This is a genomic window from Azospirillum sp. B21 (assembly GCF_008364825.1).
GTDB lineage: Bacteria > Pseudomonadota > Alphaproteobacteria > Azospirillales > Azospirillaceae > Azospirillum.
Map to the genome: position 1 here is coordinate 1 of NZ_VTTO01000039.1, position 15,110 is coordinate 15,110.

15 protein-coding genes are annotated in these 15,110 nt (G+C 61.4%); 12 read left to right on the plus strand and 3 right to left on the minus strand.

Features of this window, described 5'->3' with window-relative positions; genetic code table 11:
• Nucleotides 1-531: 531 nt before the first annotated feature.
• The 7 genes from FZ983_RS33500 to FZ983_RS34465 all read left to right on the plus strand — a co-directional run bounded on the left by FZ983_RS33500 (nt 532) and on the right by FZ983_RS34465 (nt 6,399).
• On the plus strand, nt 532-2,028 hold the full coding sequence (locus FZ983_RS33500; RefSeq protein WP_149229046.1) for a DUF1173 family protein: 1,497 nt from the start codon (nt 532-534) through the stop codon (nt 2,026-2,028).
• A gap of 71 nt (nt 2,029-2,099) precedes the next feature.
• Nucleotides 2,100-2,849 carry a class I SAM-dependent methyltransferase gene (locus FZ983_RS33505; protein ID WP_188092623.1) on the plus strand — a complete coding sequence of 250 codons (750 nt, stop codon included), beginning with the start codon at nt 2,100-2,102 and terminating at the stop codon, nt 2,847-2,849.
• A 1-nt stretch (nt 2,850) separates the two neighbouring features.
• On the plus strand, nt 2,851-4,617 hold the full coding sequence (locus FZ983_RS33510; RefSeq protein WP_149229048.1) for a hypothetical protein: 1,767 nt from the start codon (nt 2,851-2,853) through the stop codon (nt 4,615-4,617).
• Between the two features lie 18 nt (nt 4,618-4,635).
• Entirely contained in the window at nt 4,636-5,436 is an 801-nt protein-coding gene (locus FZ983_RS33515; RefSeq protein WP_149229049.1) for a hypothetical protein, read from the plus strand.
• Nucleotides 5,437-5,444: 8 nt separating this feature from the next.
• The gene (locus FZ983_RS33520; protein WP_149229050.1) at nt 5,445-5,693 is read left to right on the plus strand and encodes a hypothetical protein; all 249 of its coding nucleotides are present in this window, start codon (nt 5,445-5,447) and stop codon (nt 5,691-5,693) included.
• A 75-nt stretch (nt 5,694-5,768) separates the two neighbouring features.
• On the plus strand, nt 5,769-6,176 hold the full coding sequence (locus FZ983_RS33525) for a hypothetical protein (RefSeq protein WP_149229051.1): 408 nt from the start codon (nt 5,769-5,771) through the stop codon (nt 6,174-6,176).
• 49 nt (nt 6,177-6,225) lie between these two features.
• Nucleotides 6,226-6,399: a hypothetical protein gene (locus tag FZ983_RS34465; RefSeq protein WP_188092624.1), complete on the plus strand. Its 174-nt coding sequence runs from the start codon at nt 6,226-6,228 to the stop codon at nt 6,397-6,399.
• A gap of 175 nt (nt 6,400-6,574) precedes the next feature.
• Here FZ983_RS34465 and FZ983_RS33530 read toward each other — a convergent pair whose 3' ends face one another.
• The gene (locus FZ983_RS33530) at nt 6,575-8,869 is read right to left on the minus strand and encodes an EAL domain-containing protein (RefSeq protein ID WP_211103038.1); all 2,295 of its coding nucleotides are present in this window, start codon (nt 8,867-8,869) and stop codon (nt 6,575-6,577) included.
• A 1,412-nt stretch (nt 8,870-10,281) separates the two neighbouring features.
• On the opposite strand from FZ983_RS33530, the gene FZ983_RS33535 reads away from it, so the two are divergent.
• From FZ983_RS33535 to FZ983_RS33550, 4 genes are all read left to right on the plus strand, one after another.
• Complete coding sequence (locus FZ983_RS33535) at nt 10,282-10,971, plus strand: hypothetical protein (RefSeq protein WP_188092626.1); 690 nt, start codon at nt 10,282-10,284, stop codon at nt 10,969-10,971.
• A 141-nt stretch (nt 10,972-11,112) separates the two neighbouring features.
• Nucleotides 11,113-11,868 (plus strand): LuxR family transcriptional regulator, encoded by a 756-nt coding sequence (locus FZ983_RS33540; protein WP_149229054.1) that lies wholly within the window; start codon nt 11,113-11,115, stop codon nt 11,866-11,868.
• A 121-nt stretch (nt 11,869-11,989) separates the two neighbouring features.
• Nucleotides 11,990-12,619 (plus strand): acyl-homoserine-lactone synthase, encoded by a 630-nt coding sequence (locus FZ983_RS33545; RefSeq protein ID WP_149229055.1) that lies wholly within the window; start codon nt 11,990-11,992, stop codon nt 12,617-12,619.
• A 96-nt stretch (nt 12,620-12,715) separates the two neighbouring features.
• Nucleotides 12,716-13,018, plus strand: a complete 303-nt coding sequence (locus tag FZ983_RS33550; RefSeq protein WP_282187077.1) for a ribbon-helix-helix domain-containing protein — start codon at nt 12,716-12,718, stop codon at nt 13,016-13,018.
• 9 nt (nt 13,019-13,027) lie between these two features.
• On the opposite strand, the gene FZ983_RS34470 is transcribed toward FZ983_RS33550, so the two are convergent.
• A complete protein-coding gene (locus tag FZ983_RS34470; RefSeq protein WP_188092627.1) occupies nt 13,028-13,168 on the minus strand; it encodes a hypothetical protein in 141 nt (46 codons plus the stop codon).
• Between the two features lie 94 nt (nt 13,169-13,262).
• Complete coding sequence (locus FZ983_RS33555; protein ID WP_149229056.1) at nt 13,263-14,195, minus strand: replication protein RepA; 933 nt, start codon at nt 14,193-14,195, stop codon at nt 13,263-13,265.
• 543 nt (nt 14,196-14,738) lie between these two features.
• Here FZ983_RS33555 and FZ983_RS33560 point away from each other — a divergent pair.
• Nucleotides 14,739-14,918, plus strand: a complete 180-nt coding sequence (locus tag FZ983_RS33560; RefSeq protein WP_149229057.1) for a hypothetical protein — start codon at nt 14,739-14,741, stop codon at nt 14,916-14,918.
• Nucleotides 14,919-15,110 lie beyond the last annotated feature (192 nt).

The following is a 15,110-nucleotide window of genomic DNA, read 5'->3' on the forward strand; positions in this document are numbered from 1 at the left end:
GTGATCCTGCAGCCGGTCGGCGCCGCCGGCGTGCTGGCCGTGCTGGTGCTGGCGCGCATCTCGACCTCCACCACCGCGGCGGCCGACCGGCCGGGCCGGCAGTGATCCTGCAGCCGGTCGGCGCCGCCGGCGTGCTGGCCGTGCTGGTGCTGGCGCGCATCTCGACCTCCACCACCGCGGCGGCCGACCGGCCGGGCCGGCAGTGATCCTGCAGCCGGTCGGCGCCGCCGGCGTGCTGGCCGTGCTGGTGCTGGCGCGCATCTCGACCTCCACCACCGCAGAGGCTGGTCGTGTCGGGTGGCGCTGATCCCGCTGCTGGCCGGGACTGCCTACGTCTTGGCCGGGTCGGCCAGTGCCGCCGGCCAACTGCGTAGGATTTTGCACGTGTCGCGCAAGCGCGAAACAGCACAACCTCGGCAGCGCGGAAGAACCACCATAATCCGCAAAAAACGAGCGTCGCGGGCACGCGCGCACTGAAAGCAGGGCTTCTTATACTGGTGACGAATTTGGATCGACGATCTGCGAGGCCCTATGGAGGACGCACAGCGGGAGTATCCCATCGAGTTCGCGGGGGGCGTGCGTTTCACAGCTGAGCGGCGGGCCAAGGATCCGGATGGTTTCCAAGCCGCGTTGCGAAAAGCCCATGGAGCCCAGGAAGGTGCGGTTTGTTGCTGTTCCGGAGCTGGGTTGCGACGTCTCTACATCTCTCGTCATGGGGAGCAATTCAGGATCGCCCGGTTTCCAAACTCGGGCCTCGAACATGCTACCGACTGCCGGCTATTCGAAATGCCTCCTGAGGCATCAGGTGTTGGTGGCTATGAAAAGGGTGTTGTCTCGGAAGGTCAGGATGGCAGCACCTGCATCAAGCTAAGGGTGCCACTTTCGCGGCCAGCCAGCGTGCCCGAGGGAGCGGCCGGAGAGTCCGCTATCCAAGATCGTACAGAACCGGCAGAAGCCATGGGTGGTAACGCAGAGGAAGCACCGGCTGAGGATGCGCCAGCGGTGGCCGGCTCCGCCGACCCTCAAGGTGAGGGCGGAGAGACTGGTGCAGTTGACGCGATACCGGCAAAACGCGCGATGGCAGAATTAGGCCTCTTGCATCTGCTTTGGACGCACACCCGCCTCAATCGCTGGCATCCGGAGATGGAGGGTAAGCGGAGCTGGTCGCTCGTAGGATGGCTGGTCGGCCGAACTGCACAGCAGATGAAAGCCGGTCGAACTTGGCTCAATGGCGTGCTGGTGGTTGTGCCACCCGCAGCGCCGGAGCGTCGGGAGCGCGTGCGGGGTAACATTCACAGCGCTCTGAAGAGGATCGTCGATCGAGCTGAGCGGGATAGGGTCCCTCGAGCTCTGGTCCTGACAGAAGTTGCCAGTCTGCAGCGCGCGGGAGAGAACGGTGTCGTGCATCTGGTGCATGGTGAACACCATGATGTGCAGTTGGTCTCGACGCGCCTTCAACTGATGCACCTGGAGCGCCGCTTCCCAGATGCAAAAGCGGTCCTCGCTCAGCGGAACGTCGGTGTTGGACCGTCGAATACGCGGGTTATTGGCCTTTTCGCCGTAGAGCCGGAGCTTACGCCGGATGGATGGCTGCTGACCTATGTCTCGGGTGCGCTGATGCTGGCAACCTGGGAGTTTCTGCCGTTCGGCAGCTCCTACGAGCGGGAGGTCCTTGATCTGCTGGTCGATAGCAGGCGCGCTTTTGAGAGGCCCATGCGCTTCGAGGCTGGCAACAACATTGTCGTTCCGGACTTCGTCCTCTGTGACACACCGGTCGCCGTGCCGATGGAAATCTACGGCAAGCAGGACCCGAACCTCGTAGCTCGCCAAGAGATGCGGAATTCGCTGTACCCCCGCCTGTTCGGTCAAGCCCAGCCGTGGGAGTGGGTGATCGATGTGTCGGCCGAACCCCCTGCCTTACCGGGAACACCTGGCAAAAGCACCGAAGCGCAACCAGACAGTCACGAACAGACCGCCGCCGACCACCAGTCTGAAGATGATAGCTCGGCTGCGAGTAGTGAGCCCTAGCAGGTGCACATCGCTGTGCATCCGTGACACCCCGCCGGCCCCGAAAATCTATCATGGAGACATCATCCACTATGCGTTTGCATCTTGCTCAGCCTCTTCAGGCCGGGACACTCAAGGGGTTAGAGAGCAGGGCACCGAGCAGAGAGCTGTTGCGCACAGCCTTGTCGGACGCTATCGGCGATCTCCAGCTCACACAGCAGGAGATCGAGGCGCATTCGCTCGACGTGTATCTGGCTGCAAATCCCGTTCTCCAGGCGTTTTTTTGGCGACGCGTCGACTATCTCGTCAGTATCGCGCACGATCTGGCTGCCGCTGGAGCCCTTGGTGGGCGCGCTATCGATCTGGGTGGTGGCAGTGGAATTGTGAGCGCATCGCTGGCTTGCCTGTTTTCCGAGATCACCCTACTGGACCGAGACGTGCGTCTGGCACGCCATGTGCTGACCCGCAGTGGCTCCGTGGCTGTGAACTTGGTGCAAGCGGATGCGCTGGCGTGGGCTGGTCCCAAAAAGCCGGCGAGGTGTGTCATCGCGGCAGACGTGCTGGAGCACTTCCAGGATCTCGAACCGATCATAGGGTGTGTTCGGCGCTGGCTCGCACCAGAAGGGGTTCTTCTGACAAGCCTGCCGACCGAGAATCTGCTTTACCGCGCGCTGCGGGTTCCGTTCGGCAAAGTGAAGCCACACGATCACTTTCACGGAGCTGCCGCGGTTGAGGAAGCTTTGTCCAAAGCCGGATTCCGAGCGGTGCGCCGGCTTTACCACCCGTGCAAGGTCAATGTTCTACCGTTGTTCCGCATCACCGCATGGCAGAAGGCGTCCTAAAGTGATCGACCGCAGTCGTCTCAAGACCGCTGCCCAAGGGGCAGGATTGGCACTCTGTCTCGTGCTGTACCTGTCGATGCAGGACTATAGCGAGATCGACTTTTTCCGCGATACCGATGACCATCTGCGGGTTGCTTGGCTTACCTGGAACCTTTCTCAGGGCCATTTTTTGCCTCAACCGCTATTTCCTCGCGATGGCGGTCTCGATGGCTTGCTTGTTCATTGGACGCTTCCCTGGAACCTTTTTCTGACAGGTATGCTCGCGCTGCCAGCGTGGCTCGTCGGCTGGCCCGAGGCTTTTCGACTGGCGGCGCCACTGATCGGACCCGCGCTGCTCGGCGCTGTCGGCACCGCTGCGTCGTGGACGGTCGCGCCACTGGTCAACCGACAAGGCCGGATTGTCGCCGCCGCAGTCGCCGCCTCAAGCCCAGTCGTGCTCGGATATGGCCTCCCCGGAGGCCTCGACCATCATCTGGCAGGGATTGCACTCGCCATGGCTGGTGCTGGTGCGGCCGTACGCGGACTTCAGAACCATTCCAGCGCCTGGGCTGCGTGCTGCGGAATGGCCTTGGCTGCCGCTGTATGGACGGCAGCCGATGCGTTGCCGCTCTGCTTGGTGGTGGCAGGCGTCCTGTTGCTTACAGAGAAGGGAACAGGACAAAGCAACGTCTCGGCTATTGCCGCAGCCGCGGCCTTGGTCGTCAGCTGTGTCGCGGTCGCAGTCGATCCGCCGGCGACGGGGACCTTTACGATTGATGCCTACCGCATGTCCGTTTTCCATGCGAGCGTTTGGCTGGTGTTCTTCGGCGCTGCGGCCAGTGCGGATGCAATGCGAGGGCGGGTTAATCCTCTACTCGTCGCAACCGTCGTAGGGATCGCTGGAGCTGTGGGGTGGGGCGCGATCTTGCACAGCGGTCTTGCCGCGATCATCGTGGTCGACTTCCCGGCCGACATGCTGAACCGCATCGCAGAAATGCGACCGATCGATACGATGGATCGTGCGTTGCGGGTTCTCCTGCCGCTCATTCCGCCAATCTGTGTGGCTCTGTGGACGGCGAGGTACACGAGGGCACCGCGCGCCCGCTGGGCATGGGCAGCAACGGCTTTGGGACTGTTGGCTCTGGCCGGTCTGTCCGTTTGGCATGTTCGGTTCGGAGCGCATGCGCAAGCGGCGGCGGGCGCGGTTATGGGGGTGGCCTACCTGAAACTTCAACTATTGGCGCGGGCTTGGCGGCGACAGGCTGTGTCCTCGACCAGCGCAACCCTGGTGCGCTCGGCGCCTTCCCTTTCCGTTGCGGTTATAGCAATGGCGCATGTCGTGCCAATGGTTCCCAGTTGGCCGCCTCCGGTTGCGGCCGAAGGAACGCCTGAGGCACAGGGTGACTGCGTTCTCAGCCGAGTTGCCAATTCGATCAATGCGGCTCTTCCCGCCGGCACCACCGTGCTTACCGACATCAATATGGCCCCGCGTCTTCTTACCCTGACCATGATGCGCAGCTTCGCCGGCCCCTACCACGGCTATCGCGGACGGACGCCTGAGAAGCTCCTGGAGATCTTGGGAACAGCCGATGAAGGGGAAGCCCAGCTCATGCTGCGCAGGGAAGCTGTCGGCGCGGTGCTTGTCTGTCCGAAGATCATCCGGAGCATGCCGCGAGTAAAGGATGGGACGTTTGGCGCGGTACTGAGCTCAGGAAGCGTCCCGGCATGGCTACAGCCCATTGACCTTGCGGTATCTGGGACGGCTTTGCGTCTCTATAGCGTGCGGTGAAAGGTAGGAGGTTAGTCCATGGCGTGGTTTTGGGACATCGTGTCAGTCATCGTGATTGTTGTAGTGCTGTGGTACTACATTCAAGAGGCGCGACATGCGAATTCACTTGGACGACTCTACACGGCCATACCGGCTGCTTTTGCCTTCGGAGGACCGAAGCGCGAGGATGAACAGGAGCACCAGTACGAGGGAGGCGATGACAAGACGCAGCTCGTGAACGCCAGCGGTGACTTCGCAAAGAGGGACGGCTGGGAGCTCGAACACGATGACTGGGGGAACCGGACTCAGCCTTCCGACGACACGGAAGAACTGACAGCCCGTTCCGTGTTCGATCTACTAGGGCTCGAGGCATTGGTCAGGTTGATTGCTGAGCCGCCGGCACCTGTTCACCAAGACGCTGATCCGGCCGAAACGACTGTGCCAATGACCTTCGAGGCTGGTGCAGAGGTCAACCTCGATATTGCCCGGCCAGAGGGGAGGCTTGCAGAGACCTGGGCGCCTCGTGCCAACGATACAAGCTATTTTGGCCTGATGGTCCCGGCCCACGATGGGGTCGACACACGGGAGGAGCCAAGACATGAGGCGGACTACACCTCGACTCCCGATGACCTCGAACGCATGCTCACACCGGACCCGGACCAGCATGACAAAGTTGAATCAGAGCGAAACGGGTGGTCGTTTGGCGGCGGAGGCGGGAGCCGGATTGAGGACGAGCCTTGGTACAATGACCCAACCGACCCACGCTCGCCGATCTACGAAGCATGGCGCGACGACCCAAGTGATCCACGCAGCTTGCTTTACCGGCCAGAGGACCCCTGATCAGGGCTTTGCGGACGGGGCAGAGGCCGCTGGCCGGCCTGGCGCTGGCGCGCACCTCGACCTCCACCACCTCGGCGACCGGCCGGGCCGGGGTGATCCTTCAGCTGATCGGCGACGCCGGCGTCCTGGCGGTGCTGGTGCTGACCGGTGCTGGGGGCGCGCCGGTCGGCCTGTGGTGCCGGTGCGCGTGCCGAGCCGCATCACAGCGGCTGCCGACCGGCCGGGCCGGCGGTGATCCTGCAGCCGGTCGGCGCTGACGGCGCGCTGGCCGGCTTGGTGCTGGCGGCCGTGCCCAGCTGCACCACCGCGGCGGCCGGCCGGCCGAGCCGGCCATGATCCTTCAGCCGTTCAGCGGCGACGGCGCGCTGGCCGTGGTGGTGCTGGCGCGCACCTCGATCTCCACCACCGCGACAACCGACCGGCCGGGCCGGCGGCGATCCTGCTGCTGGTCGGCGCCGGCGGCGTGCTGGCCGGGCTGGTGCCGGTGCGCGCCTCGATCACCATCGCCGCGGCGACCGGCCGGCCGGGCTGGTGGTGATCCTTCAGCCGGTCGGCGCCGGCGGCGCGCTGGCCGTGGTGGTGCCGGCGGGCGTCTCGACCTTCACCACCGCGGCGGCCGGCCGGCCGAGCCGGTGGTGAAACTGCAGCCGGTCGGTGCCGACGGCGTGCTGGCCGGCCTGGTGCTGGCGCCCGCCACCAGCTGCACCACCACGGGGACCGACCAGCCGGGCCGGTGGTGATCCTGCGGCTGGTCAGCAAGGGCGGCGTGCTGGCGGTGCTGGCGCCGCCGTGCGCCTCGATCTCCACCACCACGGGAACCGACCGGCCGGGCCGGTGGTGATCCTGCTGCTCGTCGGCGGGGCGCTGGCCGTGCTGGTGCTGGCGCGCATCTCGACCTTTACCACCGAGGCGGCCTACCGGCCGGACCGGTGGTGCAGCTGGGCAAGAACCAAGCCTGGGTGATCGACGCCGCTGCCCGCAAATGTCGCCTTTCAATCGCCGAGATGGGGACCTTTTGCGAGGAGGGGCGCGCTTCCGAACGCGCTGGCCAGCAAGCTCCAGGCGATCTCGGCACCGAACTCAAGCGGCTGTCGTTGTCCAGACCGAACAACGACAGCCGGAGACTTGTGTGCTGTGGTTAAGAACGAGGGACGCCAGCGAATGACGATCCGAAGCGGTCGAAGTACCAATCCCTGACGCCTGACAATGGCAGGGGGTGCGCAAAGTGATAGCCCTGAACCTCGCGGATTGCGAGTTCCGAGCAGAAGCGGTGCACTTCAGCTGTCTCAACACCCTTGACCAGGGTCGGAACGCCTATGCCTTGAGCAACGTCGACAACAGCCCGAACGATGCGGGCACGCAACTTGTCATCCATCGCACCAGCGAGAAACGAGCGTTCGAAGTGCATGGCGGACAGCGGCATGCGGGTAACCAATTCCAGACTGGTGTAGCCGGCGCCAAAGTCGTCCAGGGCGATTCCTATGCCGGCTTCCCGTAGGCGCTGCAGTCGTCGGAAGAGGTCTGCCGATCCTCCATGGAGCGAGGCTTCCGTAATTTCGAACTCGATAGCCGACGGAGGAACTTGGTAGGTTCCAAGCGCGTCCTGAAGCACTGCTGGCAATTCGTCGTCGCTGACCTGTTCAGGGGAAAGATTGAGAGCGATTCGGAAGGGTGACCCCGGCGGCAGGAAACTGGTGAAATCCGCATAGTCGCCGAGTGCTCGATTCAATACCCAATGTCCAAGATCCCGGACCAGTCCCGCATCCTCGGCGATAGGTAGGAATGACGGGGGATGCAGGATTTCCTTGTTGCGGCGCCACCTCAACAGGGCCTCGACGCCAACAAACTGACCGGACTCCGTGTCGAAGCGAGGCTGATAGAGCAAGAACAGGCCACCATAGGAAATCGCTGCTGAAAGGTCTCTTTCCATCGCACGACGGGCAACGGCCGTGCGGCCAAGCCCAGGATCGTAGAACCGCACCTGGCCGGGTCCATCCCGGTCCGCATGGACTACCGCAATTTGCGCAGCCGCGACCACCTCTGCGGCGGTCTTCCCGTCGGAGGGGCACATAGCCACGCCCGCGCTTAGACCTGGGGCGACCGGCCCTCCTGGGACATCAACTGGTGCCGAAGCGGCAGCGACCAAGCGCTCCGCGAGACCGTCGGCAGTCGCCGCGGATGCGCCGGGCGCGATAACCAAGAACTCGTCGCCGTTCACGCGGCCGACGCTCGCACCATCGGGTACCGACCGCTGTAGGCGACCGGCAAGTTCCCGAAGGCAGATATCGCCAGCATCGTGTCCAAAAGCGGCGTTGAAATCATGGAAACTGTGTATATCGAGGTGGATGATTGCACAGCTGGTTCCATGGACAACAGCCGTGCGGATCGCTTGGTCGGCTCGGTCAAGCGAGATCGCTCGATTTGGTAGGCCGGTCAGCTGGTCGACCTGCGCGAGCTCCTCGAGCCTCAACTCTGCCCGCTTGCGAGCGGTGATGTCCGAAGTCAGGCCTACAAAGCGGATCGGCTTCCCATCGGCGTCGCGTTCCACCCGACCACGGGTAGAGACCCAGACGATGCCACCATCGAGCGGTCGTTTGAGGCGATACTCCGCCTCGTACATTCCCTTCCCTGCAGCCGCGAAGGCTGACTGTTCCGCGGTGATCCTCTCACGATCGTCAGGGTGGATGATCTCGGTCAGGGAATAGGCCGAAGCATCGGTACCGGGCGGGAGGCCTAACAACTCGGGGAAGTTTGGAGTCATCCAGCGGCTGTTGGTCGTAAAATCGACCTCATATGCGACTTGCCGGGAGCCTTCGATCGAAACCCGCAAACGATGCTCGGACTTACGGCGGGCGTCGATCTCGGCGTGCAGCCGATCCAGGACCCCCTGAAGTCTCTCGGTGAGAAACCCAACCTCGTGTCGTGATTCCTGGGCTGGTACGCGGGCGGCGCCTGGTTGGTTTGGATCAACGGCTTCTAAGGCTGCGACCAAGTGTTGGATTGGCCGTGTCACGGTGCGCATTGTCAGGAGGAACAGCACCAAGCCTATCACGACGCTGGTTCCAAACAGACGGACGGTCTCGTCACGGATCCGTGCATAAGTTCGCTGCAGGAATTCGTCTGGATTGACCGTGATGAGAAGGCTTCCGACCGTGGTTCCATCGTGCTGCAACTGAACATCGCGCTCGAGCAGCAGATGGGCCGCTCGCAATAGCAAGCTTTCCATTCCGCGGTGGGGCAGGGGAGGTGCGCCTGCTGAAGCCAAGAGTGTCGGCTCACCGCCAGGAAGAGAGAAAAATCGGACGCTGGCTATACCAGCATGTGAACGGAGCGAGTCGGCAATTGACTGCGCAAGACGATCGTCCAGTAGGGCAGCAGCCTGTACGGCAGGCCCGCGAGTGCCGGCAATAGCTTCGTCGATGCGACTGCCCATCAGGGTGGCTTCGGCCCCGATTTTATCAACGACATCGAGAGTGGAGGATGAAATCCCGACGCACACGACGACAGCTGCGGTCAGGAGTCCATGCCAGACCGGTAGCGTCGGGCGTGGCAGGCGCCGACGGGCTTTCTCGGCCCGAGCCAACACGCCGGGTGCGAGTTGAGAAACACGGGCGAAGAGAGCCGCGCGAATTCGGTGAAGAGATAGGAGGGGGAGGGCTCCCCCTGGTGCACCGGCCATGATGAACCCCATTCACGGACAAATGGTGCGAAGCTGCCATCGTAGGTCCGCGTGGCGCGCGTCTACACGGCGCAAAAAAATGGCGAAACACAGCGTAGGTGCTTATTCGATTTGTGAGTGAAGGTGCGAATCAGCGCTGGCTGCGAGCGAATCGCGATGGTTTGGCTGATCGTTCACATTCGAGGGAAGACAAGAACCAAACCGGTGACGATGGTGTGGTGCGAGCACGGCGAAAAAAAAATGCGAGTTAAGAGAAAGTAAGCTGGAATCCGGGGATTCCACGTTCGATGTGAAGAAAAGAATCTTGAATCTCATACATCGAAGGTGAACAGTGCTCCTCACTAGTGAGGAGGCCACGTCATGAGCGAACGGGAAAGGGCAGTGCTGTCTGGCTACCACGGGCGTAAGGCGGCATGTGATCTTCGGCAAATTGCCACCTACTGCCGCCCAGAGACTGTGAGTTTCCTCGATAGGGTGAAAGATACAGCGAATCTGCGTAACCGCGGAGAAGCGATCGATGAACTTGTTGGCCGCTTGATACGCGCGGAGGAAGGTGTCTGTGAACAGCAGACTTAATCAAGCTCAACGCGAAGGGGTCCGCAGCTGGAACTGCGGACCCCTTTGGGAGGTGCGATATGTGACATTGATCTGAACCACTCGCGGACAAGCCGGCAGCAGCCCACTCGACACATACTTCACCAAGACGCAAGCGAAGTATCGTCGAAGGGCCTGCTTCAGTCAACGGTCTTCCGACCGTAACGCCCGAGCTTTGTCCAGACTCATTAGCTAAACCAAGGAGCGGCCTACGCCGCCACGGGTGAGTTATGTCTAGGCAAATCGCTTCCCAACCAGTGGAAGGGGATCGCCGGCGGCTGGCCGGCCAAGTGTCCCCCTCAGCATCCTTCTGCAGAGCAGAGGAAATCTCACTTCAGCAGGTCGTGACTCAGGCACTGGCCGATGAGAGGCTTGAGCCCATGGACGCTCGACTCCTGCTGATGATCGGGTTGGATCCTACTACAAGCATCCGAGCACTCGCGGAGCGCAGTCGCTGTCAGGTTCGGACGGCTCGTGCCGGTATTGATAGGCTAGCGGGCACCGATTACCTCAGCGTCCATCGCAAGACCCAAGGGCGCCGAGTCTTAGGCACTCTCTATGTGGTGCGTGGAATGCGGTCGACGCTACCACACCAGATGGAGCTTTTTGGCTCCCATCTTCCGGAAAAGAAAAAGAATCCAGAATCTACCGGTCCGGTGGAAGCGGCCCTCGACAGGCGCGTTAAGAGCGCCAAGCAGGACTGCAATCTTTCGCCTACTGATCGGGTACGCCGACGCATTCAGCAGGCTGCAACAAAACCGGGCTGGTCGTATGCGAAAGCCGTCCCAGTAATCGATGCCGCAATAGCTCGGGTCGGTCTCGAACAGGTCGAGCGGTTTTCTGAAGGTCTACAGCCGCAATCTCTGCGTCCGTGGGACATCGAGCGGGCCTTGCGCGGGTTAGCCGTTGTAATCGAGAGCGCCACCGCTCCTACCGATCTTGGCTTGTTTCCCGCAGCAAACGACTCCCATAGCAGTCAACTAGCCCAACCAACTGAAGTGGAGCCGACCTTCTGTGCAGATGATCCCATGGTCGAGGTGACATGCGATAACGAACTTCGACGCGAAGCGGAATACATCCTGCAAATGGACACAGCTGTCAGCGACATGTGGCGGCTCAAGGTAGCGATTGAACTTGCGGGGATGCGGGCTCCAAACGATTGGCGGCGCAAAGATCTCTGGCTGCCCTGTGTCACCAGGGCGTTGGCCTCTGGGACCCTGGAGCGGCCAACGAAGTGGTTAAGTCGTCGCGTGGCGAGCTAGCTAATACAATCTTAACCAAAAGCAATCGGTACACGAAGGGCGTTCAATTTTCCGTATCGACATTTATGTAATTGCAACAGAAAGGCGGTATAGGGATATTCCCTTCTTGACGAGAGACGCTCAAATCAAGGGGCAACCACTATGTCCGTGCAGAAGGGGTTCAGTAAGCTCGCATTCGGGGATACCATTGAAGTAACGGCCGCGGCAGATGACGGAAAGCTACTGTGTGATATTACAAGAGAATGGGCAGAAGCTAGAGGAATGCCCTTTATAACCTACCATATGGTATCAACTGATGGATTGCCCGCACCTCTCGCGACACACTTTTCGACATACCCTAAAGACTGGGTAGAATATTACATTCAAAGCGGACTGTTCTTTAAAGACCCTGTTGTATTTCATGCGCAGAGGGCAGTTGTTCCATTCGCTTGGCATGATCTTGAAATGAGGGGCCAATTAGGTTCGGGAAAAATTGTCATTGATGAGGCAAGTGATGCGGGGATCTCGAACGGACTGAGCATTCCGGTCAGAGGTCCACAGGATTTTGCGATGTTCTCGGTGTGTCCTGTCGGACTGAATGCTCAACAGGCCAGTCGTCTCTATGCGGAGATGCAAGGCGATCTCGTTCTACTCGCGATGACGGTTCATGAACGCGCGCGTGCGCTTCTTCGCCCCGAGATCTTGACCGGTGAGCGCACGCTTGCACCTCGTGAGCGTGAGGTCCTCCAGTGGGTGGCGGCTGGAAAATCCAGCTGGGATATCAGCCAAATCCTCAATGTCTCAGAGCATACGGTGAAATGGCACATCCGGGAAACATTGAAAAAGCTGGGGTGCCATGATCGGACGCACGCTGCGGTACGTGCTGTGATCCTAGGTCTTATTGAGGCGCCGTATTAGACGAAGAACATCAACCACACGGCGCACATTTATCAAAGAATGTCAACCCCCTTCGGTGAGCGGGTAATCTGTTCGGGTTATTCAGGGCAGTCTGGCCCCCGTCGTAATAGCGGGGGCTACGATGTTCAGCAGGACAGTCATTGTATCCGCAAGCAATGCGTCGCATCACGCAAAGCTGCTCGATGACCTTGCAAAGGTGAGGTATCGACTTTTTGTCGAAACGTTACAGTGGACGCTTCCACTCGCCAAGCATGGTCGCGACCTGGATCAATTTGATGACGAGCGCGCGACCTATGTAGTCGTTGTAGACCTGCAAGGCAACATTAGGGCTGCTGTACGGCTTCATGACACGACTGGGCCGACGTTGCTGACGACAGTTTATAAGCACTTGGTCGCTGGTGAGGTGCCGCAATCCAGTTGGATCTGGGAAGGCACCCGGATGCTTGTGCACCCGGATTTGCCGCCTGCAGACAGTGCCATCGCCTTCGGCGAGCTGCTGTCGGCGTGCGTTTCGTATGGTCTTTCTAAAGGGATCGAGTGCTGGGTGTCCGTGTCAGATCCGACGCTCGAGCGTGCGCTCCGGCGAGCTGGTGCTGCGACCAGGCGTCTTGGGCCTGTGATCGAAGTTGAGGCTGGTGTGAAGGCTCTGGCTCTTACGCTGGATTGCGACGTCGCGACTCTTCAGCGGATCGAAACCGGTTTGCAGCGGCTTAGAGCATCGCGCGCTGGCAACCATCAGTTGGTGGCATAAGCCGTGACATCGGGATGGTCTGTCGCTCTGGCTGGGAATGGTCAGGGACCCAGTGGGAGGGTGCCGAGTAATGCAGCATCCCCCAGAGGGGGGTTGGTGAAGCGAAGCATACGGATTGGTGGTCACAGGACGAGTTTGGCATTGGAAGGACCGATGTGGGACGCGCTTGAGGATGTTGGACGGCGCGAAAAGATCACCGTGAGTGCACTCTGCACCTGGATCGAGCGCATAAAGGGCGAGGAATCGTCGCTGACGTCCGCTATTCGCGTGTTCCTGCTGGAGTATGCCTTAGCCGCTGCCACAGACGACGGACACTCGGCGGCCGGCCATGGTCGTCTAGCACAGGAGATCAAGCATCACAGGAGGGCATCTGTTAAAGGGGCTGGCGGGAAGGCGTGAGCGGTCTGGTCAGATCAGTGTGGCGGTCACCGTGTCTTCCCACAGCCGCGGCTGCCGATGGTCTTCCGGGTCGCCGGGCAGGGTGCCGCCCCGGATGATGCGCTGGCACTCGAAACGATCGCGTCCGGAGGTCGACCAAAAAAACGCCATCGAGCAGGCCGACAGCCGGAAAATCTGGTCCTGTAGGCCTTTGCCTGTGGCCCCGCCCCACTCCATTCCGACACGCTGGGTGGCGAAGTAGCGCTCAGCGCGAGCCCAAGCGCGCCAGTTCCCGCTCCGGGATTGGCGGACGCGAGGGGCTGAGGATGACGCCGGCGTCGGTCAGTTCGACGCGGGCATCCTCGTAGACTGCCATCGCCAGATCGAGCGCCTTGCGGTATTCGGGCTTGAAGTGCTTGACCTGGGCGAAACCGCCGCCGAACTGGCTATAGAGTGCTGCCCAGCTGATCGGCGTCGGCTTGTCGAGAGCATGCAACCTATACGCGAGCCAGACATAGACGTCGATTGCCATGGAGTGGCCGGCCAGATGTTTGATCGCCGGCTCCCAGATCGGCACCGGCGAGCGTTTCAGCGCGTTGTAGAAGGTCTCCGACAGTTGCACCGTCTCGCGCCACAGAGTGCTTTGACCGTCATCGTCCCGAAGCCGGATCGAGCCCTCAACGATGGAGGTGTTCACAGCGCCATCGGTGCCGTTCTTGTCCCAGTAGAAGGTCAGCTTGCACAGATTGATGCGGGTAGCCTGTTCCTGGACCGCCTTGTAGGTCGAGCCGCCGACCGAGACGCCCATGCGGTCGAGCCAAGCGTTCATCGAGCGGCCGAGTTCGATCTCGCGGCTGTCGTCTTGGATGGCGCGGGTCTGTAGGTAGATCAAGATCAGCCGTGCCTTGGCGCCGTAGGGCACGCCAACCGGCACCAGCGATCCGTCGCGCTTGCGTTCCTTGCCTGGTTCGACCAGAAGGGTGACGCGACCCTGGTCACGGCGCCAATCGGCGTTGGGGCTGAGCTTCTTGTGCGGGAGCGAGGTCAGGCAGAAGCCGGAATAGGTGATGCCAAGCGCGCGGCTTTCCTCTTCCAGCACTGCGGCGGCGACATCGACCACGTTGGCGCGCTGCGCCTCGACCAGATTGCGGGCTTCCTGGCGCCCGGCGCGCATGACCAGCTCGTGTATCTCGCCCATGCCCCTCTCCCGATGCTGAACAATCGAACCATGCACAGCGGCGGAGAGTCCATTTGGCAATCACCGACGAGGCTATTTGAAGGCTATTTGCCAAGAGTCTATTTGCTTGGTCGGTGATCGCCAGTGGATAACCCGAGTCGTGGTCGGTGATCGCCAAAGATCCGGTCGGCGATTGCCAGGGCCGGGCTGTGGAAGATGCCCGACTCCGGCGCTGGTCGGTGATTGCCAAATCCGTTTCGGCGCGACTCGCGGGAGTGGATCGGTCGGTGATTGCCAAACGATGGGCAGATCGGAGTTGTCAGGATCAAGCTGGTCGGTGATTGCCAAATACGGCTCAAGGCGCTGGTGTAGTCGGTGATTGCCAGTCAGGCAAGTGCGTCGCGTTCCATGATCGAATAGGGGTGCTGGGGCGGTGCGTTTGGCAATCACCGACCGCTGCGTTTGGCAATCACCGACCACAGGCAATGCGCGAACTTTCGCGACAGCGGCTAACCGTCAGGCTATATCACCCCTCCCGGATGAGCGAGTATATGCGGGAAGCCGGTGGCGACGCCAAGTAGGCCCTGCGGCGGCTTTCCCGGCACGCGGGTAGAGACCACCGGCTTCACCCCCGACGGCGCCCGGCTTCGCGTCACGCTTCCCCGCGACCAGGCGGACGCGTTCATCCGGCTGGCCGCCGACATCTCCCGTGGGCAGGCGGCGGTTGAACGTGCCGGGGAGTGAGCGGCCGGGGCAAGCGGGAGCGTGGCTGTTTCCATAAGGAAACTTCTGTGTTTTTCGGATGTAGGCGCAAAGCTAAAATGTCAGTCCAGCGCAACATAGAAGTGTCAGTCTTCCGTCCCGTTTTCGACGGCTGGGAGGCTGGCGATGGGCTGGATCACGATGAGCGAACGAGACTTGCAACGGGTCGAGGTT